The 22,554-nt window shown below is 71.9% G+C and carries 20 protein-coding genes, 1 other RNA gene and 1 pseudogene; 14 read left to right on the top strand and 8 right to left on the bottom strand.

The window, feature by feature from the left end:
* Positions 1–6: 6 nt before the first annotated feature.
* Positions 7–963: a 3-oxoacyl-ACP reductase gene (locus tag Saso_RS01505; protein WP_189917205.1), complete on the top strand. Its 957-nt coding sequence runs from the start codon at positions 7–9 to the stop codon at positions 961–963.
* 77 nt (positions 964–1,040) lie between these two features.
* Here the strand turns inward: Saso_RS01505 and Saso_RS01500 are convergent, their stop codons facing one another.
* Together Saso_RS01500 and Saso_RS01495 are read right to left on the bottom strand one after the other, a co-directional pair.
* A complete protein-coding gene (locus Saso_RS01500; RefSeq protein ID WP_189917203.1) occupies positions 1,041–1,211 on the bottom strand; it encodes a hypothetical protein in 171 nt (56 codons plus the stop codon).
* Between the two features lie 97 nt (positions 1,212–1,308).
* Positions 1,309–2,379, bottom strand: a complete 1,071-nt coding sequence (locus Saso_RS01495; protein ID WP_372442395.1) for a hypothetical protein — start codon at positions 2,377–2,379, stop codon at positions 1,309–1,311.
* A 1,536-nt stretch (positions 2,380–3,915) separates the two neighbouring features.
* Between Saso_RS01495 and Saso_RS01490 the strand changes: the two genes are divergently transcribed.
* The 3 genes from Saso_RS01490 to Saso_RS01480 all read left to right on the top strand — a co-directional run bounded on the left by Saso_RS01490 (position 3,916) and on the right by Saso_RS01480 (position 7,108).
* Complete coding sequence (locus Saso_RS01490; RefSeq protein WP_189917200.1) at positions 3,916–4,791, top strand: Nif3-like dinuclear metal center hexameric protein; 876 nt, start codon at positions 3,916–3,918, stop codon at positions 4,789–4,791.
* Positions 4,788–5,531: a zinc ribbon domain-containing protein gene (locus Saso_RS38895; RefSeq protein ID WP_189918476.1), complete on the top strand. Its 744-nt coding sequence runs from the start codon at positions 4,788–4,790 to the stop codon at positions 5,529–5,531. Before Saso_RS01490 ends, Saso_RS38895 begins: the two co-directional genes overlap by 4 nt.
* A gap of 68 nt (positions 5,532–5,599) precedes the next feature.
* Positions 5,600–7,108, top strand: coding sequence for a bifunctional RNase H/acid phosphatase (locus Saso_RS01480; protein WP_189917192.1), 1,509 nt, complete (start codon positions 5,600–5,602; stop codon positions 7,106–7,108).
* On the opposite strand, the gene eda is transcribed toward Saso_RS01480, so the two are convergent.
* Together eda and yaaA are read right to left on the bottom strand one after the other, a co-directional pair.
* Entirely contained in the window at positions 7,080–7,742 is a 663-nt protein-coding gene (eda, locus tag Saso_RS01475; RefSeq protein ID WP_189917190.1) for a bifunctional 4-hydroxy-2-oxoglutarate aldolase/2-dehydro-3-deoxy-phosphogluconate aldolase, read from the bottom strand. The two genes, Saso_RS01480 and eda, sit on opposite strands and share 29 nt — an antisense overlap.
* Positions 7,743–7,843: 101 nt before the next feature.
* The gene (yaaA, locus tag Saso_RS01470; RefSeq protein WP_189917188.1) at positions 7,844–8,635 is read right to left on the bottom strand and encodes a peroxide stress protein YaaA; all 792 of its coding nucleotides are present in this window, start codon (positions 8,633–8,635) and stop codon (positions 7,844–7,846) included.
* Between the two features lie 197 nt (positions 8,636–8,832).
* Between yaaA and Saso_RS01465 the strand changes: the two genes are divergently transcribed.
* From Saso_RS01465 to Saso_RS01445, 5 genes and pseudogenes are all read left to right on the top strand, one after another.
* On the top strand, positions 8,833–9,654 hold the full coding sequence (locus Saso_RS01465; protein ID WP_189917186.1) for a helix-turn-helix domain-containing protein: 822 nt from the start codon (positions 8,833–8,835) through the stop codon (positions 9,652–9,654).
* A 25-nt stretch (positions 9,655–9,679) separates the two neighbouring features.
* Positions 9,680–10,459, top strand: a pseudogene (locus Saso_RS39015) (DMT family transporter); the annotation flags it as partial.
* Positions 10,460–10,649: 190 nt separating this feature from the next.
* Positions 10,650–11,051: RNase P RNA component class A (gene rnpB, locus Saso_RS01455), an RNA gene on the top strand.
* A 264-nt stretch (positions 11,052–11,315) separates the two neighbouring features.
* Entirely contained in the window at positions 11,316–13,223 is a 1,908-nt protein-coding gene (locus tag Saso_RS01450; RefSeq protein ID WP_189917184.1) for a DUF2075 domain-containing protein, read from the top strand.
* Positions 13,224–13,397: 174 nt separating this feature from the next.
* Positions 13,398–15,515: a DUF2075 domain-containing protein gene (locus tag Saso_RS01445; protein ID WP_189918474.1), complete on the top strand. Its 2,118-nt coding sequence runs from the start codon at positions 13,398–13,400 to the stop codon at positions 15,513–15,515.
* A gap of 54 nt (positions 15,516–15,569) precedes the next feature.
* On the opposite strand, the gene Saso_RS38100 is transcribed toward Saso_RS01445, so the two are convergent.
* Both Saso_RS38100 and Saso_RS01440 read right to left on the bottom strand, forming a co-directional pair.
* Complete coding sequence (locus tag Saso_RS38100) at positions 15,570–15,698, bottom strand: DUF6408 family protein (RefSeq protein ID WP_229900976.1); 129 nt, start codon at positions 15,696–15,698, stop codon at positions 15,570–15,572.
* 299 nt (positions 15,699–15,997) lie between these two features.
* Complete coding sequence (locus Saso_RS01440) at positions 15,998–16,558, bottom strand: ATP-binding protein (protein WP_189918472.1); 561 nt, start codon at positions 16,556–16,558, stop codon at positions 15,998–16,000.
* Positions 16,559–16,749: 191 nt separating this feature from the next.
* Between Saso_RS01440 and Saso_RS01435 the strand changes: the two genes are divergently transcribed.
* The 3 genes from Saso_RS01435 (at position 16,750) to Saso_RS01425 (ending at position 18,752) form a co-directional block, all read left to right on the top strand.
* Positions 16,750–17,580 (top strand): helix-turn-helix domain-containing protein, encoded by an 831-nt coding sequence (locus Saso_RS01435; RefSeq protein ID WP_189917181.1) that lies wholly within the window; start codon positions 16,750–16,752, stop codon positions 17,578–17,580.
* Positions 17,577–17,780, top strand: coding sequence for a DUF397 domain-containing protein (locus Saso_RS01430; protein ID WP_189917179.1), 204 nt, complete (start codon positions 17,577–17,579; stop codon positions 17,778–17,780). The genes Saso_RS01435 and Saso_RS01430 overlap by 4 nt, the downstream gene beginning before the upstream one ends.
* Positions 17,781–17,870: 90 nt before the next feature.
* Complete coding sequence (locus Saso_RS01425) at positions 17,871–18,752, top strand: hypothetical protein (protein WP_189917177.1); 882 nt, start codon at positions 17,871–17,873, stop codon at positions 18,750–18,752.
* Positions 18,753–18,758: 6 nt separating this feature from the next.
* Here Saso_RS01425 and Saso_RS01420 read toward each other — a convergent pair whose 3' ends face one another.
* Both Saso_RS01420 and Saso_RS01415 read right to left on the bottom strand, forming a co-directional pair.
* A complete protein-coding gene (locus Saso_RS01420) occupies positions 18,759–19,397 on the bottom strand; it encodes a DUF6879 family protein (RefSeq protein ID WP_189917175.1) in 639 nt (212 codons plus the stop codon).
* Positions 19,390–19,659, bottom strand: a complete 270-nt coding sequence (locus Saso_RS01415) for a hypothetical protein (RefSeq protein WP_189917173.1) — start codon at positions 19,657–19,659, stop codon at positions 19,390–19,392. Before Saso_RS01415 ends, Saso_RS01420 begins: the two co-directional genes overlap by 8 nt.
* Positions 19,660–19,887: 228 nt before the next feature.
* Between Saso_RS01415 and Saso_RS01410 the strand changes: the two genes are divergently transcribed.
* Both Saso_RS01410 and Saso_RS38710 read left to right on the top strand, forming a co-directional pair.
* Entirely contained in the window at positions 19,888–20,298 is a 411-nt protein-coding gene (locus tag Saso_RS01410; protein ID WP_189917171.1) for a hypothetical protein, read from the top strand.
* Positions 20,295–22,439 (top strand): tetratricopeptide repeat protein, encoded by a 2,145-nt coding sequence (locus tag Saso_RS38710; protein WP_189917169.1) that lies wholly within the window; start codon positions 20,295–20,297, stop codon positions 22,437–22,439. Before Saso_RS01410 ends, Saso_RS38710 begins: the two co-directional genes overlap by 4 nt.
* Positions 22,440–22,554: the final 115 nt, after the last annotated feature.

Below are 22,554 nucleotides of genomic sequence, written 5' to 3'. Positions count from 1 at the left end.
GCCCGGATGACAAGGCCACTCGAAGGACTCGCCGCGATCGTCACCGGTGCCGGGCGCGGGCTCGGCCGGGCCGAGGCACTGGAACTCGCGCGGCTGGGCGCGGCCGTCGTCGTCAACGACTACGGCCGGACCGGACGGGACGGCTCGGGCGAGGCGTCCGCCGGACCCGCCGAGGACGTGGTGCGCGAGATCCGGTCGGCCGGCGGCACCGCGCTCGCCCACACCGGGGACGTCGCCGACTTCGGACAGGCCGCGGAACTCGTCGAGTCGGCGGTCCGCGCGTTCGGCAAGCTGGACATCCTGGTCAACAACGCGGGCATCCTGCGCGACCGCATGGTCTTCTCGATGGCCGAGGACGAGTGGGACGCGGTCGTGCGCGTCCACCTCAAGGGGCACTTCAACACGACCCGGTTCGCCGCCGCCCACTGGCGCGAGCGGTCCAAGGCGGCGGGCGCGCCGGTGTACGGCCGGATCGTGAACACCTCCTCGGAGGCGTACCTGGCCGGCTCGGCAGGACAGCCCAATTACGCGGCGGCCAAAGGGGGGATCGTCGGCCTGACGACCTCCACGGCGCTCGCCCTCGCCAAGTACGGGGTGACGGCCAACGCGATCTGCCCGCGCGCCCGTACCCGGATGACCCAGGACGTCTTCGCCGGGTTCGCGCAGCCGGACGACGGCGGCCTCGACCCCCTCGCGCCCGAGCACGTCGCCCCGCTGGTCGGCTACCTGGCCGCACCGGCCGCCGCCCGCGTCAACGGACAGCTGCTCGTCGTGCACGGCGGCATGGTCGCCGTCGTCGAACGGCCGCGGGTGCGCGCGCAGTTCGACAGCAAGGAGGACGTGTTCTCCTACGAGGAGCTGGCGGACGTCCTCGGCGCGCACTTCGCGGACCGCCCCGAAGGGGAGACGTTCGCGGCGGCGGAAGTGCTGGGACTGCGGCGGGGCGGCCAGGAACCGCACTGAGGCGGCGTACGCGGAAGGGGCTCCGCTCGTCCACGGACGAGCGGAGCCCCTTCGGCGGTCCTGCGGTGTACCGACCGTCAGACGGTCGCCTCGGCCCGGTTGTCGGCCCTGTTCTCGGCCGGCTTGCGGTGCCGGCCGTGCGGCGCCGCGTCACCGTCCTGGGACGAGACCGGACCACGGTGGCGGCCGGGTCCGGCCGTCTCCTGGGAGTCGGCGGACAGCGGCAGCCGCGTGCTTGTGTCGCTCATCGGAAGAATTCACCCCGTCAACATGATCTTTCTTTACAGCCGGGCGATTTTATCCGGCACATGGAGCGGGTGATCCAGGAGACCACGCCAACCGCGACTACTTCGTTACAAGTCGGCCGAGCGGCGCCTGCTGGAGGGGGACCGGGCGGGGCGCGCAGGACGCCGGACTCCCCGGTTCCGGGTGCGGAGGAGCGGGCGACGGCGGGGCCGCGGGCGGCGGCGTGAGCGGCGCCACCCCGCACGGCTCCGCCCGCGTGGCGTACGGCAGACGCAGGACGCCCTCCGCCGTCCACAGCCCACTGCCCGCCAACCAGCCATCGGGGGGCGCGAGTTGGTGCAGCCGGCGGTCGGCGGGGCGCCAGACGCCCACCCAGGTGCCCGAGGGGCCGTCGATGCGGAAGGCGACCGCGCAGGACTCCGGCACGAGCGCCTGGCCGGGCTGGCTCGCGAACGGGGTCAGGGTGAGATCCGGTGGGTGCAGCGACTCGGGGAAGCGCACCGGGAGCGTGCTGCCCAGCACCCCCCAGCCCAGGCGCGGCTCGCCCGGCGCGGGCGCGTCCGAGCTGACGAGCAGCAGCCCGCTGTCGGGGTCGGCGAGCAGCAGACGGTCGTCGCTCTCCGCGGCGATCTGGAGCAGCGGGGACACCTCGCCGCCGCGCTCCAGGTCGACCACGACCGCCTTGGTGCGGCCGCCGGTCTCCCGGTCCAGCGCGAGCATGCGGCCCGTACTGTCCAGCCAGACACCGCCCGAGCAGCGGCCCGGGATCTCGGCGAGGTGTTCCGGGCCGAAGCCGCCGCCCACGACCAGCCACACGTCCGTCGACCTCCGCCCGACGGCGAGGGCGTACGCGCGCTGTCCGCAGGGCGCGGGCGGGAGCAGGTGCAGCCGGGTTCCCGGGTCCGGGCACTCGACGGCGCCCAGCGGCAGCTCACCCGTGCCGGGTCCGGTGGGGTACAGCAGCGAGAAGGCGTGCCGCCCGTCCGCCGTCCGCCGGATCAGCACCCGGCCGTCGGCCATCGGCTGGACCTCCGTGCCGGGTTCCTCGGGCTGGTTGCCGGGCAGCGGCACGGCGTACGGCTCGGGGCCGTCCAGCGTCCACCGCTCGGGGAACCAGGAGTCCCCGTCCCGGGCGAGACGCGCACCGTACGCCCCTCCGGCCGCGATCACACACCCGGCCTCCCGCCCGGGCCGACCCCCCGTGGCGGGCCGTCCCCCGGTACGGGTGAAGTACCTCGCGACCGGCGTGCCCGGGGTGAGCGGGGCGGCCGGGGCAGGCGGCGTGACCGGGTAGCCCTCCCGCACGGTCTGGTCCGGGGCGGCCGGGTAGTGCGCGGCGACGGGCTGGTCCCCGGCGGCCGGGTGGTCCTCCCTGACGGGCTGGTCCGGGGCGGCCGGGTAGTGCTCCGCGACGGCGAACCCGCGTCCCTCGGTGCCCTCATGTGCCGCGGGGACCGAGAAGGGGCCCGGGCCCCAGCGGTCCGGTGCGGGGCGCGGCTCCGCCGGGGCAGGCCGGTCCACCGGGATGGTGGCCTCCGCCGGACCGGTGGGCTCCGCCGGGATGACGGGGTCCGTCGGGCCTGTGCGGTACCCCGGGACCGCCGCCGCAGGCAAGGGGGCGGTGCCGTCCACCGGGAACGTGCGAGCCGCCGGGACCGCCGGCTCCGGTGGAGCGGCAGGATCCGGCAAACGCCCGTGCCCCACCGGTGCGGCGCGCTCCGCCGGGGCCACGCGGGCGGTGGGGCCCGCGTGGCCCACCGGGGCGGCGCCCTCCGCCGGGGTGGCGTGGCCCACCGGGACGGGGTGGTCCGCCGGGACCGACCCCGTCGCCGGGGTGACCGGAGCCGCGTGGCCCACCGGGGCGGCGCCCTCCGTCGGGGTGGCGTGGCCCGCTGGGACTGGGTGGTCCGCAGGGACCGACCCCGTCGCCGGGGTGACCGGAGCCGCGTGGCCCACCGGGGCGGCGCCCTCCGCCGGGGTGGCGTGGCCCGCTGGGACGGGGTGGTCCGCCGGGGCCCAACCCGTCGCCGGGGCGACCGGAGCCGGGTGGTCCGCCGAGGTCACGCGGGCGGTGGGGGCCGCGTGGCCCGCCGGGACCGCCCGGGCCGCCGGGGTGGCGTGGCCCGCCGGGGCGGCGCCCTCCGTCGGGGTGGCGTGGCCCGCCGGGACGGGGTGGTCCGCCGGGACCCAACCCGTCGCCGAGGCCACCGGAGCCGGGTGGTCCGCCGAGGTCACGCGGGCGGTGGGAGCCGCGAGGTCCCCCGGGAACCCACGCCCCGCCGCCGGGGCCGCGTGGTCGGCCGGGACCGCACGGGCCGCCGCGGTCGCGTGGTCCGGTGGGGGCGTGTGGGCCGTGGGCTCCGCCGCGTACGGCGCGGGCGCGGCAGCACCGTCCCCGGAGCCCCCGCCGTCCGCCGCGGTGGGTTCCATCGCACAGGCCGGCATCGTCATCGTGCGTCACCTCCGGCGACGAAGCTAGTTTTCGTACGCGCGGACGCGGGACCGCCGAGCGGTCTTCTTCCCTCGTAAGAGTGGTGCAGAAGCGATTCTCCTGAGGGGCGCGGAAAGCGTGTGCATCCTCCTCGGGTCGTCCTCCCGTCGTCCTCCCGTCGTCCAGCCGTCGATTCGGGGACGGCCGCCCCGGCCGTCCCCGCCGCTTCGACGGCACCGGTAGGTCCTCGTGGGAGGGCCAGGTAGCCTTTCCCCGTGCCCCGTCTGTCTGAAGTCATCGCCGCGCTGGAGACCCTGTGGCCCGCCGAGCGGGCCGAGTCCTGGGACGCGGTCGGCACGGTCGTGGGCGACCCCGGGCAGGAGGTCTCCCGGGTCCTGTTCGCCGTCGATCCCGTCCAGGAGATCGTCGAGGAAGCCGTGCGGCTCGGGGCCGACCTGCTCGTCACCCACCATCCGCTGTACCTGCGCGGGACGACGACCGTCGCGGCCTCCACCTTCAAGGGCCGCGTCGTGCACACCCTCATCAAGAACGACATCGCCCTGCACGTCGCCCACACCAACGCCGACACCGCCGATCCCGGGGTGAGCGACGCCCTCGCCGGCGCGCTCGACCTGCGGGTCCTGCGGCCTCTCGTGCCGGACCCGGGCGACCCCGAGGGGCGGCGCGGCCTCGGCCGCGTCTGCGAGCTCGACCACCCGCTCACCGTCCGCGAGTTCGCCGCCCGCGCCGCCGAGCGGCTGCCCGCCACCGCGCAGGGAATCCGGGTGGCGGGGGACCCGGAGGCCCTCGTGCGGACCGTCGCCGTCAGCGGCGGTTCCGGCGACAGCCTCTTCGACCACGTCCGCGCGGCCGGCGTCGACGCCTTCCTCACCGCGGACCTGCGCCACCACCCGGCGTCGGAGTTCATCGCGGACCGCGCCCACGGCGCCCACTCACCTCTCGCGCTGCTCGACGCGGCGCACTGGGCCACCGAATGGCCCTGGTGCGAGCTGGCGGCCGCCCAGCTCGACGAGATCTCCGACCGGCGGGGATGGGGCCTCAGGGTCCATGTCTCCGCCGCGGTCACCGACCCCTGGACCGCCCACGCGGCGTCCAACACCACCTCTAGCTCAATGGGAGCCCCCAACTGAACGCCGCGCCCGCCGACCAGATCCGACTCCTCGACGTCCAGGCCCTCGACGCCCGACTCCAGCAGCTCGCGCACAAGAGGAGGTCCCTCCCCGAGCACGCCGAGATCGAGTCGCTGAACAAGGACCTCACGCAGCTGCGCGACCTCCTCGTCGCCGCGCAGACCGAGGAGAGCGACACCGCCCGCGAGCAGACCAAGGCCGAGCAGGACGTCGACCAGGTCCGCCAGCGCGCCGCCCGTGACCAGCAGCGGCTGGACTCCGGGGCCGTCACCTCCCCGAAGGACCTGGAGAACCTCCAGCGGGAGATCGTCTCCCTCGCCAAGCGCCAGGGCGACCTCGAGGACGTCGTCCTGGAGATCATGGAGCGCCGTGAGAGCGCGCAGGAGCGGGCCGCCGAGCTGACCGAGCGGGTCGGTTCCGTCCAGGGCAGGATCGACGACGCGCTCGCGCGCCGGGACGCGGCCGTCGAGGGGTTCGACGGCGAGGCCGCGACCGTCGCCAAGGAGCGCGAGGTCGTCGCGGCCAGCGTGCCCGCCGATCTGCTCAAGCTGTACGAGAAGCTGCGCGAGCAGCAGGGCGGCGTCGGCGCGGCCAAGCTCTACCAGCGCACCTGCCAGGGGTGCCGTCAGGAGCTCGCCATCACCGAGCTGGCCGAGATCCGCAAGGCGCCGTCCGACACGGTCCTGCGGTGCGAGAACTGCCGTCGCATCCTCGTGCGCACGTCCGAGTCGGGTCTGTAGCCGGCCGACCGGCCGACCGGCAGCCACAGCGGTAGCGGTAACGACAGCGGCAGCAAGGGGCGTACGTCGTGCGGGAGTTCATCGTCGAGGCCGACGGCGGGTCACGGGGCAACCCGGGTCCGGCGGGCTACGGCAGCGTGGTGATCGACGCGGCGACGGGGGAGACGCTCGCCGAGCGTGCCGAGTACATCGGCGTGGCCACCAACAACGTCGCCGAGTACCGGGGGCTGGTGGCCGGTCTGCGCGCCGCCCGGGAACTCGACCCGTCGGCGACGGTGCGGGTGCGCATGGACTCCAAGCTGGTCGTCGAGCAGATGTCGGGCCGCTGGAAGATCAAGCACCCCGACATGAAGCCGCTGGCGGCGGAGGCGGCACACGTCCTTCCGGCCGCACAGGTCACGTACGAGTGGATCCCCCGCGAGCGGAACAAGCACGCCGACCGCCTGGCGAACGAGGCGATGGACGCGGGCAAGCGGGGCGAGCAGTGGGAGGCGTCGGCCTCGCGGGCCGGGCTCGGCGCCCGCGTCCGTGAGACCCCGGCCGTCCCCGAGCCCGCCGCTCCGCCCGGCGACGCGGCGGCGGGCGCGGCCAAGGCCCGCGAGGCCCTGACCCGCTCCCGCCCGACCCCGGCCGCCTCCGCGGCCCCGACTCCCTCCGCGGCCCCGACTCCCTCCTCGGACCCGGCGACCGCCTCGGACCCGGCCCCATCGGCCACGGAGGACGCGTCGGCCGTGCCGGTCGCGCCGGTCGCCGATGCCGCCGGTGGGCGGGCGGCGGGAAGCGGTGGCGGGGAGGACGCGACAAAGACCCGCGCCGACCGCCGCGCGGTCCGCGCCGTCGCCGCCCAGGCTGCGGTCACTGTGGCGGGCCCGGCGCCTGACGCGGGCCGGGCAGCGGAAGGGGGGCCGGGCGTCACGCCGTCCGTCGGCTGGGGCGCGGCACCCGATCTCGGGGCGCCCGCCACCTTCGTCCTGCTGCGGCACGGCGAGACCCCGCTCACGCCGCAGAAGCGGTTCTCCGGCAGCGGCGGCACCGACCCCTCGCTGTCGGACGTCGGCAGGGAGCAGGCCGAGCGGGTCGCCGCCGCCTTCGCCCGCCGGGGGACCATCCAGCACATCCTCGCCTCCCCGCTCGCCCGCACCCGGGAGACCGCCGGTGCGGTCGCCGCCCGCCTCGGGCTGGAGGTCACCGTCGAGGACGGGCTGATCGAGACCGACTTCGGGGCCTGGGAGGGACTGACCTTCGGCGAGGTGCGCGAGCGCCACCCCGAGGACCTGAACGCCTGGCTGGCCGACCCCGAGGCCGAGCCGACCGGCGGCGGCGAGAGCTTCGCGGCGACCGCGACCCGGATCGCGGCCACCCGGGACAGACTGGTCGCGCGGTACGCGGGCCGCACGGTCCTGCTGGTCACCCATGTGACCCCGATCAAGACGTTCGTCCGCCTCGCCCTGGGAGCCCCGCCCGAGTCGCTGTTCCGGATGGAACTGTCGGCCGCCTCGGTGTCGGCGGTGGCCTACTACGCGGACGGCAACGCCAGCGTCCGACTGCTCAACGACACGTCCCACCTGCGGCCCTGAGGTCCGAGGCGGCCCGCGCCAGCCGCTCGACGCGGGTCCAGTCCCGGGCCGCGACCGCGTCCGCGGGGACCATCCAGCTCCCGCCCACACAGCCGACATTGGGCAGGGCCAGGTACTCCGGCGCGTTGTCGGGGCCGATCCCACCGGTCGGGCAGAAACGGGCCTGGGGGAGCGGCCCGGCCAGCGACCTGAGGTAGGCCGTACCGCCCGCGGCCTGCGCGGGGAAGAACTTCATGTCCCGCACCCCCCGCTCCAGCAGCGCGACGACCTCCGACGTGGTCGACACCCCGGGCAGGAACGGCACCCCGGACGCGCGCATCGCCGTCAGCAGGGCCTCCGTCCAGCCGGGACTCACCAGGAACCGCGCCCCGGCCTCCCCGCACGCCGTGACCTGCGCGGGCGTGATCACCGTCCCGGCCCCGACGACCGCCTCCGGGACCACCCCGGAGATCGCCCGGACCGCGTCGAGCGCGACCGGCGTCCGCAGCGTCACCTCGATCGCGGGCAGCCCGCCCGCCACCAGCGCCCGCGCCAGGGGTACGGCGTCGGCCACGTCCTCGACGACCAGCACCGGCACGACCGGGGCCAGATCCAGTACGGAGGCAGCCGAAGAGGAGGGCAGGGGTGAGGTCATGCGCCTCATCCTGCCCCCGGTGTGCACCACGCGCAAAGGGCGTTGCAAATGCTGCAATGGGCTGACGGTGGCCCGACGGCGGCCCGGTGAAGAGGCCCGGTTCAGTGCACCTCGTCCACGAGCACGTCCAGCGTCCAGGGCGTCGTTCCGGCCTTCGGCCCCGAGGGCGCCTTCTCCTCCACCACGTGGCCGAGGTCCCGCAGCGCCTCCACCAGCTCGGCGGGACCCGCCGGGGAGATCCCGGCCGTGAGCAGAGCGCGCACGATGCGGCCCTTCGTCGCCTTGTTGAAGTGGCTGACGACCTTCCGCGTCGGCGCGTGCAGCACCCGTACGCTCGCCGTCCGCCCCGCGACCTCGCCCGTCGGCTTCCACGCGGCCGCGTAGGCGGCCGACCGCAGGTCGAGGACCAGCCCCTGTCCGGCCGCCTCGGGCAGCACCGACGCCATCGGGGTGCGCCAGTACGTCGCCAGCGCCCCGAGACCAGGCAGCTTGACGCCCATCGAGCAGCGGTAGGAAGGGATGCGGTCCGTGACCCGGACGGCCCCCCAGAGACCGGAGAAGACCAGCAGCGACCTGGCCGCGCGCCGCTTGGCGGCCGCGTCGAGAGAGGCCAGCCCGAGGGCGTCGTAGAGGACTCCCGTGTAGACCTCCCCGGCGGGACGGGCCGGCGCCGTGCGCAGCTCCGTGTTCTTGGCGATCTCGCCGCGCAGTCCCTCGCTCAGCCCGAGCACCTCGCGCGCCTTGTCCTCGTCGGCCGCGCACAGCTCGACCAGCTCGTCGAGGACGGTCTCGCGGGCGGCGCCGAGTCCCGGCAGGGAGAGCGCCTGCGGCTTGAGCGGGGCGCCACGCCCGAACGACGCCTTGCCCTCGGAGGGAGGCAGCAGGACCAGCACGGTGAATCTCCTTCGATCGAGCTCTGCTCGACAGCGTACGGCGTACGGTCCGGCGCCCCCGCCGGGGCCGGAGCCGTTGCCGGGGCATGGATCCGCACCGCCGGAGCGTTGCACCTGCCGGACGGCACATGCGGGCCGGGCATCGCAGACGGACGGCACGGGCTGACGGCGCAGGACGGTCGCACGGGGGTGGGCGGATGAGTCGTGAACAGGCGTTGTGGACGAGAGCCCGGCTGGGCCGCTGCGGTCCGCCCCTGGACCTCCTCACCGCACGCTTCGACCGGCACGTCTACGCCCCGCACGCCCACGAGGAGTTCACCGTCGGCGTCTGCGTGGGCGGCTCGGAGGTCATCGCCTACCGCGGCGGTCACATCAGGACCGGTCCCGGCTCCATCGTGGTGCTCGCCCCCGGCGAGACCCACACCGGAGGCCCGGGCAACGACACCGACGGCTACGCCTACCGCGCCCTGTACGCGGGCCCCGCCCTCCTCGCCGAGGGCACCCTCGGCGGCGTACCGCACTTCCGTGAGCCGCTGATCGACGACCCCGAACTGGCCGCCGCGCTGCGCCGCACGCACACGGAACTTGCCGCCTGCCCCGACCCCCTGGAGGCCGAGTCGCGTTTCCCGTGGCTGCTGACGGCCCTGGCCCGGCGCCACTCGACGGCCCGGCCGGTGTGCGACACGGTCGCCGGCGCCGAACAGCTCACCCGCGCGGTCCGCACCCGCCTCGCCGACGAACTCCTCGCCCCGCCCTCGCTGGCCGACCTGGCGGCGGACCTGGGCCTGTCCCGCTACCAGCTCCTGCGCGCGTTCCGGACGACGACCGGGATGCCGCCGTACGCCTGGCTGGCCCAGTACCGGGTGGCCCGGGCCCGCGGGCTGCTGGAGTCGGGGCTGCGTCCGGCGGAGGTCGCCGCGCTGGTGGGCTTCGCCGACCAGGCCCACCTCACCCGCTGGTTCCGCCGCGTGCTGGGCGTGACCCCGGCGGCCTACCGCAACAGCGTTCAAGACGCCTGACCGGGACCGGCCCGACACTGCCGGTATGACTGCACGCGGCTGGTTCCTGTTCTCCCTGATGGGAGTGGTCTGGGGCATCCCCTACCTGATGATCAAAGTGGCGGTGGAGGACCTCTCCCCGTCCATGGTCGTGTTCACGCGATGTGCGCTCGGCGCGGCCCTCCTGCTGCCCTTCGCGCTGCGGCAGCGGGGTCTGGCCCGGACGGTGCGCGCCCACTGGAAGCCCATGCTCGCCTTCGCGGTCATCGAGATCATCGGCCCGTGGTTCACGCTCACGGACGCCGAACGCCACCTGTCCAGCTCGACGGCCGGCCTGCTGGTCGCGGGCGTCCCGATCGTCGGAGTGCTGGCGGCGCGCATCCTGGGCGACACGGAGGTGCTGGGCATACGGCGGACGGTGGGCCTCGCGGTGGGGCTCGCCGGGGTGGCCGTCCTGACGGTCCCGCATCTGACCGGCGGCGACGCGAGGTCCCTGGGCGAGGTGCTGCTGACGGTGATCGGCTACGCGACGGCCCCGCTGATCGCGGCCCGCCGCCTCAAGGACGTCCCCACCCTCCATCTCATCGTCCCCTGCCTGACCCTGGCGGCGCTCGTCTACGCACCGGCCGCCGCGGTGTCCTGGCCGTCGCGGATGCCCGACGCCCCGGTCCTGACGGCGCTGGCGGCCCTGGGCGTCGTCTGCACGGCGGTCGCCTTCGTGGCGTTCCTCGAACTGATCAAGGAGATCGGTCCGACCCGTTCGACGGTCATCACCTACGTCAACCCGGCGGTCGCGGTGGCGGCTGGCGCGCTGTTCCTGGACGAGCCCCTGACCGCCGCCGTCCTGGCCGCCTTCACCCTGATCCTGGCGGGCTCGGTCCTGGCGACGGCCGCGGGCCCGAAGCACGAGGCGCCCGCGCCCGGGGCCGCACCGGCCCCGGGCGTGGCCGTGCTGCCCGAGGCGGCCGGGGGCCCGAAGAGCGACGCGCGCCCGGTAACATGGTCGCCACGGCAGACGAGCCGGGCGGACGGCCGCGTGGAGTCCCTCACGGGACTTCCCGAGGAACGTCCGGGCTCCACAGGGCAAGGTGGTGGCTAACGGCCACCCGGGGTGACCCGCGGGACAGTGCCACAGAAAACAGACCGCCCGGCGCTCCGGCATCGGGTAAGGGTGAAACGGTGGTGTAAGAGACCACCAGTGCCCAGGGTGACCTGGGCAGCTAGGTAAACCCCACTTGGAGCAAGGTCAAAAGGAAACACCCCGGTGTTTCTGCGAGGACGTTCGAGGGCTGCCCGCCCGAGTCCCCGGGTAGACCGCACGAGGCCGGCGGCAACGTCGGCCCTAGATGGATGGCCGTCTCCCCGGCCGCCGCGAGGCAGCCGGGCGACAGAACCCGGCGTACAGCCCGACTCGTCTGCCGCTCTCACCGCGGTGTCCTATCGGGCATGCGGATGCGCCCTTTCAGGGTCTCCAGGAACCGGCCGTGTCCGGTCGTGCCACGTGACGATTCAGCAGCACACCGACTGCTGCCATCGCGATCACCGGAACGACTGGCAGTACCGCCAGGTACCCTCAGGCACATCGTCAATGCGGCCCGACGGGCTTCCGCTCCACTGCGGTGGAGTCTCGAAGGACACGCCCCCACCCGCACGAGTCACTTCGTGCTGCCTGGGGGAAGTCCTTGCTGTTCCGCGCGTCCGCGAAAACGGTCGCCGTCATGGCACTCGACGGTTCACTGTTCCTGCACCTCATCGACCAGTTCGTCCACATGCACGGCTACCGGCCCGGCGACTCGGAGACGCGCTCCTGGGAGCGCAGCATTCCGGTCCTGGCAGCCGCGCTCAACGACGCCGGCCTGGGCGACGTGGAGGTCATGCTGGAGTACGCGCTCCCACTGAACAGCAAGCGGGCCGACGTTGTCCTCGCCGGAGTGCACCCGGTCACCGGGGAGCCGTCGTACGTCGTGGTGGAGCTGAAGCAGTGGAGCCAGGCTCTGCCGCACGAAGACGACCCCACTCTGTGCCATGTCGACGCCTACGCGCACCCCGTGCTCAATCCGATCGAGCAGGTGCGGCGATACCGCGACTACCTGGTCGACTTCAACGGGGCGCTGGCCGAGCACGATGAGCGGATCCAGGGGGTCGCCTTTCTGCACAACGCGACCGAGTCCGGGGTGGCGGGACTACGGGAGATCGAGCGCGACGCTCGGGGACTGCTCTTCACCGGCGATCGTCGCGGTGCGTTCCTGGAGCACCTGCGTACCAGGCTGAGCGACAAGCACCCCGGTGCCGGCGCGGCCGACGAACTGCTCGCGGGCGCCACCGTGCCGTCGAAGCAACTGATGTCGGTGGCGGCCCAGGAAGTGCGGGAGCGACAGCAGTTCGTCCTCCTCGACGAGCAGCAGGTCGCCTACCGCATGGTGCTCAACGCGGTGGAGAGGGCGAAGCGTGCCGATCACAAGGAAGTCGTCATCGTCACCGGCGGCCCCGGTACCGGGAAGAGCGTGATCGCGCTTCAGCTGCTCGGCGAGTTGTACCGGAGGGGCGTGACCGCGGTTCACGCGACCGGCTCGCAGTCGTTCACCAAGACGATGCGCAAGGTGGCGGGCTCCCGTAAACGCGAAGTCCAGGACCTCTTCAAGTACTTCAACAGCTTCATGACCACCGAGAAGAACAGTCTCGACGCTCTGATCTGTGACGAGGCGCACCGCATCCGGGAGACCTCCGCCAACCGTTACACCCGCGCGGCCCTGCGAACCGGCAGGGCCCAGATCGACGAACTCATCGACGTCGCCCACGTACCGGTCTTCTTCCTCGACGAGCACCAGGTGGTACGTCCCGGTGAGATGGGCACCGAGGGTGAAATCCGTGAGGCTGCGGCCCGGCGGGGGATCGCCTGCCATGTCGTCCCCCTGGAAAGCCAGTTCCGTTGCGGAGGCAGTGACGCCTACCTGCGCTGGGTTGTCCGGCTGCTCGGCCTGGAGCCTGGCGGGGCGGTCGTGTGGGAGCCCGACGATCGCATGCGGTTGCTGGTGGCCGACAGCCCTGAAGAACTTGAGGCCTTCCTCGATGCCCGTCGTGCCGAGAAGTACGGCGCCCGGATGTCCGCCGGCTACTGCTGGCGGTGGTCGCCCGAGCCGAAACCCGGAGACCCACTGGCCCCCGACGTCGTCATCGGGGGATGGGCCCGGCCGTGGAACCTGCGCGGGGACCGGTCGGTCTCCGGAGCGCCCCCGTCCGCGCTGTGGGCCACCGACCCCGCGGGGTTCGGGCAGATCGGCTGCGTCTACACCGCGCAGGGCTTCGAGTACGACTGGTCCGGCGTCATCATCGGACCGGACATGGTCTGGCGGGGTGACCGCTGGATCACGGACCGTACCGCATCCAAGGACCCGGTCTTCAAGAAGTCGGTATCGGACACCGACGTGGACCGTCTGATCCGGAACACGTACAAGGTGCTGCTGACCCGAGGCATGGTCGGCACGATCGTCTACTCGACCGATCCCGAGACCCGGGAGAAGCTCCGGCAACTGGCCGGCCGTCCCGAGCCGCGTCCCGTCACGAACGAGGAGCCATTGCTGCGGCAGTGATCACGCGATATCCGGCCATGATCCCCGTGCTTCCAGCCGACTGCCGCGTCCTGTACGTCAGGTCGGGACGTCACTTCCTAAGATCCCAGACGTCATTGCGGCCCGACGGGCTTCCCCACCGGACACGCCCCCACCCGCACGAGTCACTCGTGCCCTGGGGGACCCCTCGTGTCCATGCTCCTGCTGAAACTGGCAGCGCGGGATCTGCTGAACCTGAACTCGAGACGCCGGATGGTGCCCCATCTCGCCGCGAGGTGGAAGCACTTCCTGCGCACGGACGCTTCGTTGAGCGAACGTTCCGCCTGGGCGGAGAGCCTGGTGCATCTCGCCGAGGATCTGGTCGCCGCCGACCGCGGGAACGTCGAGATGGTCGTCGAGTGTGCGGCCACGCTCGACGAGACGGAACGCACCGGGGACCCGCGGCTCATCGACGTCGTCCTCGTCGGCCACCATCCCGAGGAGAACGGGCTGTCCGTCCAGCTCGTCGAGCTGAAGCGATGGTCGACGGTGACCCGCGTGGAACGGGCCACCGCGGACCTGGTGCATGTCCCTGGAATGGGGCACAAGAAGCACCCCGCGCTGCAACTGCGCGAATACTACGAGGCGTTCACGAGCGTCAGAGGGCCGCTGCACGGGCTGGACTTCGAGTGCGGAGGCTTCGCCTACCTGCACAACGCCACCGACGCTTCGGTCCTCCCGCTGGTCGGTGTGGACGCGCCGACCGGTTCCTACGCCCGCGTCTACACCGGCGACCGTCGCGCCCAGCTGCTGTCGGACTTGCAGAGCAGCTTCGCCGCCGACGGAGCCGACTCGGCGGCCGAGATCCTGTTACGGGGTATGGGACTGCGCAACACACCACTGCTCGACGCCATGATCCGTTCCAGCGGTGAGGACACCGTCTTCACCCTGCGCGGCCGCCAGAAGAAGGTCGCGGACCAGATCCTCGACACGGCTGCCAAGGTTCTTCCCGATCCGGCGCAGCCCGCACTCCTCCCCGACGAGCGACGGGTCGTGTTCCTGGTCACCGGCGGCGCTGGCACGGGCAAGAGCGCCATCGGCCTCCAGCTCAAGGCAGAACTGGAGGCCGACGGCCGAACGGTGAAGTACGCGAGCGGCAGCAGAGCGTTCAACGGCGCCCTCCAGGAACACGTCGGCTACGGCGACCGCGAGTTCAAGGAGACCTTCACCTATTTCAGTAACTTCGTCACGCCACCCGACCCGCCCCTGGACGTACTCATCTGCGACGAGGCGCACCGTCTGCGTGACCGCTCCACCAACCGTTTCTGGAAGCCCGAGGACTGGGGCACGAAACCGCAGGTGGACGAACTCCTCGACGCCTCCCGCCTGACGGTGTTCTTCCTCGACGAAGGCCAGTCCGTACGTCCGCAGGAGGTCGGCACCGTCGGTCTGGTGGAGGATGCGGCACGACGCTACGAGGCCCAGCTGGTCCGTTACCGCCTGAGGGAGCAGTTCCGGTGCGGCGGCAGCGAGGCCTACATCCGCTGGGTGCGGGGTGCGCTCGGGGTGTCGGGCGCGGAGCCGGAGCCGTGGACCCCGGACGGGCTGATGCACGTCGAGGTCGTGGACAGTCCCGAGGAACTCGAGCGGATCATCCGTTCCGAGGCCGGGGCGGGAGCCTCCGCGCGCATGGTCGCCGGATACTGCTGGCCCTGGACGAAACCCCTGGGCAAGGAGAAGCGGCTCGAACCCGACGTCCGGATCGGCGACTGGCACCGGCCGTGGAATGCGGACAGCGAATCCTTCTGCGAGGACAGGACCGTCCCGCCGTCCAAGATCTGGTCCGTGCACGAGAACGGCCTTGGCCAGATCGGCTGCGTGTACACCGCGCAGGGCCTGGAGTGGGACTGGTGCGGCGTGATCATGGGCGAGGACATGGTGCGCCGGGGCGACCGCTGGGTGTTCCGCCGGGGCAAGGACCGGGTGGACAAGGAGACGGGCGTCAAGCGGGTCGCCGTTCCCGGATCGTTCGATCCCAAGGTGAAGCCGAAGAGCGTGGACGACGGTGAGTTCGCGCGCCTTGTCCGGCACGCGTACCACGTGCTGATGACCAGGGCGAGCCGGGCGACCGTGCTCTACTCCACGGACGAGGAGACCCGGGCCTACCTGAAGGGTCTCGTCGGCGATGTCGCGATCCACGGTCTGCGACCCACCTGGGAGAACCTTCCGGAGCAGGCGCGGCAACCGCATCTGCCCCGTCCCGCCCGAGGACGCCGCCGTCGCAGGAATCGCCAGATGAAGGACACCCCGCCCGGAGAGATGCGCCTTTTCTGACCCGGGCGCCGATATGTGGGGCGGCGGGCTCTCCCGGGCCCGCCACCTCGCCGGTCAGAAGACCAGGCGTGCTGCCGCGGTCAGGGCCGCCACCAACAGGTTGATGACGACTCCCACCGTGACGTCGACCAGAATCAGACGAAGCCGGTCACGACGTGCAAGCTTGTACTCAACGGGGTTCATGGGTTTCCACTCCTGAGCGTGAGCTGGGAATGGCAGGGATCGCCCTACCGGGCATCCGCAGTCACACCGCGTGCAGGACGCGGTGGAGACCACTCGTCGCTCAGCGCCGTGGACCGGCACCTGGAACACCGCCGACGTACCCTCCGGGAAGGTGCGCAGCGGGTAACCACGTTAGTGCACACACCGGTTGAGAGAGATCAATTTTGGATGTCGTGGTGGCGCGGGCCCGGCACTCCGTATGGACTTTGCTGTGTGGAGGCTGCGCATTTTTCCGCCCGTAGGCTAGGGCGAGCACGGACTCACCGACGATGACCTTCGTGCCTGGTGTCCTGCGGCCGTGATCCGAGGTCGTCGCGCAGCAGTGAAGCCGTAGCGAGGAGTAGTTCGACGTCCGTCGGTTTCGGGGCCTCCCGGTGCGTGCGCGGGTGGCACTGTTGCCGCACGCGCAGTTGCGCCCACACGGTCTTGCCCGGGGCTGCCCGGCGCGGGGTCGCACCCCAGTCGTCCGCGAGCGCGGTGACGAGGAGCAGGCCCCGGCCGGACTCGGACAGCGGGTCGGTCGCCGCGGGGTCTGCCGGAGGTCGCTTCTCGGCGCGGGAGTCGGTCACTTCGATGCGGGCGACGCCCTCGGCCAGGGTGAGGCGGAGGTGGAAGTCCCGGCCGGGTACGTGGCCGTGGCGTACGGCGTTGGCGGTGAGTTCGGCCGCGATGAGGGTGAGCGTCTCGTTGACCGGGGTCGCATAGGGGTGGCCCCAGTCGTTCACGCGGTGCGAGACGAGCCGGCGGGCGAGGCGGGCACCGCGCGGGGTCGAGGTGAAGCACATGGTGAACTCGCGTTCGGGTGCGAGGGGCTGTGGCATGTGCCCGTTCGAGGGACTTGCTGACTTCATGGGGTCAACGGTCGGGGACTCTGCGTAGCGTCGACCAGGGGTGACGCACCGACGGGCACGGGCTGTACGCGCCGGCGGTGCGCTTGTACCCGCTGTGGGGCGTGACCGGTTGCCCGGGCCCGAGTTGGCGGACCGGGTGGTCGTGCGAGAGGAGCTGCGGCGTGGACGACGAGGGTCAGCAGCCGGAGTACGAGGTCGGGACGGGCATGCTGTGCGTGTTCGGCCGGCAGTTGAAGCTGTTCCGGGACCGCGCGGGGATGGATCGCGCGAGGCTCGGGTCGCTGACCGGGTACTCCGCCTCGACGATCGCGTCGTTCGAGCAGGGGAGACGCATCCCGCCGCCGAAGTTCATCGACCAGGCCGATGAAGTGCTGGATGGGGGCGGCGTGTTGAGCGCGAGCAAGGAGGAGGTGGCTCGGGCCCAGTACCCGGCGTTCTTCCGGGACGCGGCACGGTTGGAGGCGGAGGCGGTCGAACTCCATGTGTATGCGAACCAGGCGGTGCCGGGGCTCTTGCAGACGGAGGAGTACGCACGGGCCATCTTCATGATGATGCGGCCGCCGATGGACGACGACCTGATCGAACAGCGAGTGGGCGCCCGCCTGGCTCGGCAGGAGATCTTGTCCGGCCGTGATGCGCCGCTCGTCAGCTTCGTCATGGATGAGGCAGTGTTGAGGCGTCCCATCGGAGGCAGGGGCGTCCTGCGTGGCCAGCTTGAGCACATTCTCCTGATGGGACAGCGACGGAACGTCGAGATCCAGGTGATGCCGCTCGATCGTGAGGAGAACGCGGGTATGGCCGGTCCCTTCACCTTGATCGAAACGAAGGCAGGGCAGAGGATCGCGTACGCCGAGGTACAGAACGTGAGCCGCTTGCAGACGGACCGGGACCGCGTCCGTGCGCTTGAGGCCAAGTACGGGATCATCCGGGCGCAGGCCCTGACGCCTCGTGAATCATTGGCGTACATAGAGAAGTTGCTGGGAGAGCCATGAACGCGCACGAACGTCTGCCGCATATAGACCAGTTGGCCTGGCGCAAGAGCAGCTACAGCAGTGAGGAGGGCGGCGAATGCGTTGAGGTCGCCGCCTGTCCCGGCAGGGTTCACGTCCGGGACTCGAAGGACACGACCCGCGCCGCACTCGCCGTACGTCCCACGGCCTGGACCGCGTTCGTCGAGTTCGCGGCCCACTGACAGGCGGGGTCCCGCCACGCGTGCGGCGAGGCCTCGACCGAGTTGGTTCGGCGCGGTCCTTGAAGCGTGAACCTATTGTAGGTTCCTGCCATGAAGCAGGGTAAAGAGGTCGAGAACCCCGAATCGCGTTTCTTCACGGTGCTGCGGGCGGCGGCGAAGCTTCCGGGCGTGCGGATCCACAGGGAGGCGTACCTCCGAAGTGCGCTGGCCCGCCACTGCTCCGAGGAGGACATCCGGAGGGCGACGGAGGAGACTCCCGCCGCCGCGGGCATCAGCGCCGAGATTCTCGACAAGCTGGCCAACGACTCCATCCGCTTCGAGACCGGCAAGGTCAGCGCGCTTTCCGCCGCCGCCGGGATACCCGGCATCCTCGCCCTGCCCGCCACCGTGCCTGCCGACCTGGCGCAGTACGTCGGCCACATGCTGCGTATCGCGCAGAAGCTCGCCTACCTCTACAGCTGGCCCGACCTGTTCTCCGACGAGGGCGAGGACGTCGACGACGCCACCATGGGGGTGCTCACGCTGTTCTTCGGCGTGATGTTCGGTACCCAGTCGGCGAACGCGGCCGTGGGGAAGGTCGCCGGGATGATGTCGAAGGAGGTCGCCAAGAAGCTGCCGCAGAAGGCGCTCACCCAGGGTGTCGTCTACCCGATGGTGAAAAAGATCGCGGCGTACCTCGGCGTCCAGATGACGAAGCAGTCGTTCGCGAAGACCGTCTCGAAGGCCATCCCCCTGGTCGGGGCCGCCGTTTCCGGCGGCCTCACGTTCGCGACCTACCTCCCGATGGCCAAGAGGCTGAAGAGGCACCTCGCCGGCCTCCCGCTGGCGGAGCCGTCGTACCGAGTGACGGACGACGACGACATCGTCGACGGCGAAGTCGTGGAGGACGGCGAGGCTTTCGCCGCCATGGCGCACGCCGACGACCACGGTGCGGCCACCGCGGTGGTCAAGCGGGAGGAACCTCGGTCCTGACTCCGGTTACCGCGCGCCCCGAAGGCCCGTCGGAGTTCCGGACATCCGGGGCGGGGCCAGAGGGGCGATCTCGCGGTCGAAGAAAGAGTGGAACCCCTCACCCCGCTCATAGAGCGCATCGAACCCGGCGTTCGTTTCCCGGATCAGTGAGCGGTCGGTGTACTTCTTGGCCCCGGCCGCATTTCCGTCCTCGTCGTAAATGACCTCGTACATGACCACATCGCCGAGAATCACTGCTTCCGGTACCGGGCGACTCCGCTCGATGTTCGAAATATCGTCGGCGTCGAGAATCCTGATCTCGTCGCCCACGTCCACCCGTGCGCGCAGGACGAACAACTCCCATTGCACGTAGGGCGTGATCGGGAATTCCACGATGCGGAGGCGGCGGTGCCGCACGCCCGCTCGCGCCGCCCGGCGGAGTTCCTGGGCGTAGTCCTCGCGCCGCTCCTCGGCCAGGGACAGCGCCGTCTCCCAGTCGCCGTCGGCGAATGCCTCCCAGCTCGGGAAGCCGCGCTCCTGGAAGTGCTGGCCGCGCTCCAGCTTGTTGAGGAAGCCGATCCCGCTGGTGTAGACCCGCCCCAGGTCCGCGTGGTAGGCGGGGCGGTCCAGGCGTTCGGAGAGGCCGTGGGGGAAGGAGTCAAACACTGGGGATGTCCGGCTTCGCCGCGATGAGCATGTTCCTGGGGATGACGACGAGGCACTCGTCGGACCCGATCGAGACTCCGGCGGGCAGGTTCGTGCCCAGTGACCGGGTGAGGTCCCGGCCTATGACGGCGATGTCACCGTTGGCCAGTTCCCAGATGTCCGGGCAGTCCGGAGTTCCGGTCGTGATTCCGAGTTCCTGGGGCGATTTTCCCAGACGCTGTTTGAAACCTGTGTGCGGATCCGCTTCCCATGGCCTGGCCATTTCCGTCGCCCCCTCGATCGGTCAGGATGCCTCACTGTAACGTGCAACTTGCCCGCCTGATGATGTGTCGGAACCAGGTCGCCGGGGTATTGGCGAGGATTGATTCATCCTTGTCTCATGTCGCTCAGGGCTGGAATGATATTGATCGGGAAGAAAATCATGCCAACGCCTGACGGGCGGCATTTTTCATCTGTGCGGTAGGGAAATCGGGTGAACGGAGGGGCTGCTGTGGACTCAGAAGTGACCTTGCTCGCACAGAGCGCGGGGGCCACCTTGGTCACGCTGATGGCGACCGACGCGTGGCACCGGGTGCGTGACGGGCTCGCCCAGCTCTGGCGCAGGACGCAACCCGAGCGCGCCGAGACCGTCACCGCCGAACTGGAGGCCGCGCACGAGGACGTCCTGGCCGCCGCGGCGGCGGGCGACCAGGAGACCCTGGACGAACTGCGGCTCCAGTGGCAGGGATCGGTACGGCGGCTGCTCGTCGCCCGGCCCGCCGCCGTCGAGGAACTGCGCGCGCTGCTGGACCGGCTCGATCCCGGTGGCGCGGCCGCCCGTCAGGTCACCCAGCACGCCACCGCCTCCGGGCAGGGCCGGGTCTACCAGGCCGGGCGTGACCAGCACATCACCGAGCGATGACGGGCGGGACGGACGGGCACGCCGAGGACCAGGGACGCGTCTACCAGTCGCGGGGCGACCAGCACATCAGCGAGCACCATCACTACGGCGGTGACCGCCCGGAGCACGGCGGACCGGACTCGGTGCGCCGCCCGGCGGTCGGCCGGCCGCCCGTCGCGCTGCGCGACCGCAACGAGGTGATGGAACGGCTGCGGGCGAGTGTCGAGGCGGAGCGCGGCGGCCAGGTCTACGTGCTGTACGGCATGGGCGGCTCGGGCAAGACGGCGGTCGCCTGCGCCCTGTTCCAGGAGGTCACGGGAGAACAGGGCCGACAGGGCCGGGTGGGCCTGTGGATCAACGCCTCGGACCGGGCGAGCCTGCGCGCCGGCATGCTCGCCGTCGCCGCCGACCGGGGGGCGAGCGACGGCGAACTGCTCGCCGCCCGCAACGGCCTCAGACCCGCCGCCGATCTCGTCTGGACGTATCTCGACCGTTCCGCGGAACCGTGGTTACTGGTCCTGGACAACACCGACGAGCCCGAGATCCTGCGGGACGGCGACTGGCTGCGCACCAGCCCGCGCGGCGTCGTGCTGGTGACCACCCGGCGAGCCGCGGCGCGGTGGTGGCCGGGCGCCGAGCTCCAGTACATCGGCGTACTGCCCCGGGAGGACGCCGCGCTCGTCCTGCGTGATCTCGCGCCGCACACCGGTACGACGGAGCAGGCGGCGCGGGTCGCGGACCGGCTCGGGCGGCTGCCCCTCGCCCTCACCCTGGCAGGCGGCTTCCTCTCCCACCAGGTCATCGACCCCTGGACGCTGGACGCCTACGGGGACCAGCTCGACGGAGACCAACGGGTCCAGCTGATCGACCGGGGAGCCGACGCGCTGTCCGACGCGGACCCGCGACGTCTCGTCGGCCTGACCTGGCAGCTCACCCTCGACGCGTTCGAGGCGCGCGGGCTGCCCGAAGCCGCCGCCCTGCTCAGACTGCTGGCACGGTTCGCCGCCGAGCCCCTGCCGCTGGCCCTGCTCAACCACGAGGACATCGGCGGTGTCCTTCCCCGGGCGCGTACCGAGACGGCGCTGAGGGCCCTGCTCGACCAGTCGCTGTCGGAGCTGGTCGACGTCGTCGGCGCGCGCTGCGTGCAGAGCCACGGCGTCCTGCTCGACAGCGTCTGCGCGGCGACCCCGGCCGAACTGGCGCCCGCTCTCGACGCGGTGGCCGTCCGCCTGCTCGACGCGGCCGTGCCCGGCGCACCGGACGCCGGGCCGCACGAGCCGCGACTGCGCCTGCTGGTACCCCATGTGCTGGCCCTGCTGCGGCGCGTCGGCGAGCCGTCGGCCGCCGCCGAGGCCCTGGCCGTGGCGACGCGGCTGTCCGTCGCCCTGCACCGGACCGGCGACTACCTCTCGGCGTGGGAGACCTCCCGCACCGCCGCGGACCTCGCGCGGCGCCTGCTCGGCGCGGACGACCGCACGGTCCTGGCCGCCCGTTCGAGGGCCGGGCGGGCGCTGTTCCGGCTCGGTGGGTTCCAGGAGGCCGAGGCGCTGCTCCGCGGGGTCCGTACCGCTCAGCGGGAACTCTTCGGGGCCGATGACCCCGACACCCTGGACACCTCCTACGGCCTCCAGCTGGTGCTGGCGAACCTCGGCAGACGCGAGGAGTCCGTCGCGCTGCTCCGCGCCACCGTCGCCGGACGGCGCTCGGCCCTGGGGCCCGCGCATCCGCTGACCCTGCGGGCCCGCGCCAGCCTGCTGGAGATGCTGCCCGCCGCCGACGTGGTCACCGAGGAGGGCGGCGCCCTCCTGACGCTGCCCTCGGAATGCGACCGGTCCCTCGGCCCCGACCACACCGTGACGCTGGGCGCCCGGCACAACCACGCGTGGGCGCTGTACGTCCTGGGCCGGTTCGCCGAGGCCGACAGCGAGATCCGGCGGGTCGCCGACGCGTATGTGCGGCGCTTCGGGCCGGAGTACCCGATCGTGCTCGCGGCCCGGCAGCTGTTCTCCCGTACCCGGGCCGCGCTGGGCCGGGTGGACGAGGCGATCGAGCTGATGGCCGACGTCGTCGCGCGACGGGAACGCGGCCTGGGCGCCGAGCACCCCTTCACGGTCGCGGGTCGGCGCCTGCTCGACACGTACCGTTCGGGCCGGATGACGTGACCGCGCTTTTTGGCTTCTCTTGAATTAGTAGGATCGTTTTTGTTTTGAGAATGATCGGAAAACAGCTTCGTGTGAATTCGCGGTAATCGTCTCGTCCTTCTCATGGGTATCGGCT

It is taken from the genome of Streptomyces asoensis, from assembly GCF_016860545.1.
In the GTDB taxonomy this organism is placed as follows: domain Bacteria; phylum Actinomycetota; class Actinomycetes; order Streptomycetales; family Streptomycetaceae; genus Streptomyces; species Streptomyces asoensis.
The sequence above is the reverse complement of the archived record's forward strand: the minus strand, read 5'-3'. Positions and strand labels throughout refer to the sequence as shown.

Excerpts from the sequence above, each read along its gene's own strand:
- Saso_RS01505 (WP_189917205.1), top strand. The coding sequence starts at position 7 with ATGACAAGGCCACTCGAAGGACTCGCCGCGATCGTCACCGGTGCCGGG.
- Saso_RS01500 (WP_189917203.1), bottom strand. The coding sequence starts at position 1,211 with ATGAGCGACACAAGCACGCGGCTGCCGCTGTCCGCCGACTCCCAGGAG.
- eda (WP_189917190.1), bottom strand. The coding sequence starts at position 7,742 with ATGACCTCACCCCTGCCCTCCTCTTCGGCTGCCTCCGTACTGGATCTG.
- Saso_RS01465 (WP_189917186.1), top strand. The coding sequence starts at position 8,833 with ATGAGTCGTGAACAGGCGTTGTGGACGAGAGCCCGGCTGGGCCGCTGC.
- Saso_RS01445 (WP_189918474.1), top strand. The coding sequence starts at position 13,398 with ATGCTCCTGCTGAAACTGGCAGCGCGGGATCTGCTGAACCTGAACTCG.
- Saso_RS38100 (WP_229900976.1), bottom strand. The coding sequence starts at position 15,698 with ATGAACCCCGTTGAGTACAAGCTTGCACGTCGTGACCGGCTTCGTCTG.
- Saso_RS01440 (WP_189918472.1), bottom strand. The coding sequence starts at position 16,558 with ATGCCACAGCCCCTCGCACCCGAACGCGAGTTCACCATGTGCTTCACC.
- Saso_RS01430 (WP_189917179.1), top strand. The coding sequence starts at position 17,577 with ATGAACGCGCACGAACGTCTGCCGCATATAGACCAGTTGGCCTGGCGC.
- Saso_RS01425 (WP_189917177.1), top strand. The coding sequence starts at position 17,871 with ATGAAGCAGGGTAAAGAGGTCGAGAACCCCGAATCGCGTTTCTTCACG.
- Saso_RS01415 (WP_189917173.1), bottom strand. The coding sequence starts at position 19,659 with ATGGCCAGGCCATGGGAAGCGGATCCGCACACAGGTTTCAAACAGCGT.
- Saso_RS38710 (WP_189917169.1), top strand. The coding sequence starts at position 20,295 with ATGACGGGCGGGACGGACGGGCACGCCGAGGACCAGGGACGCGTCTAC.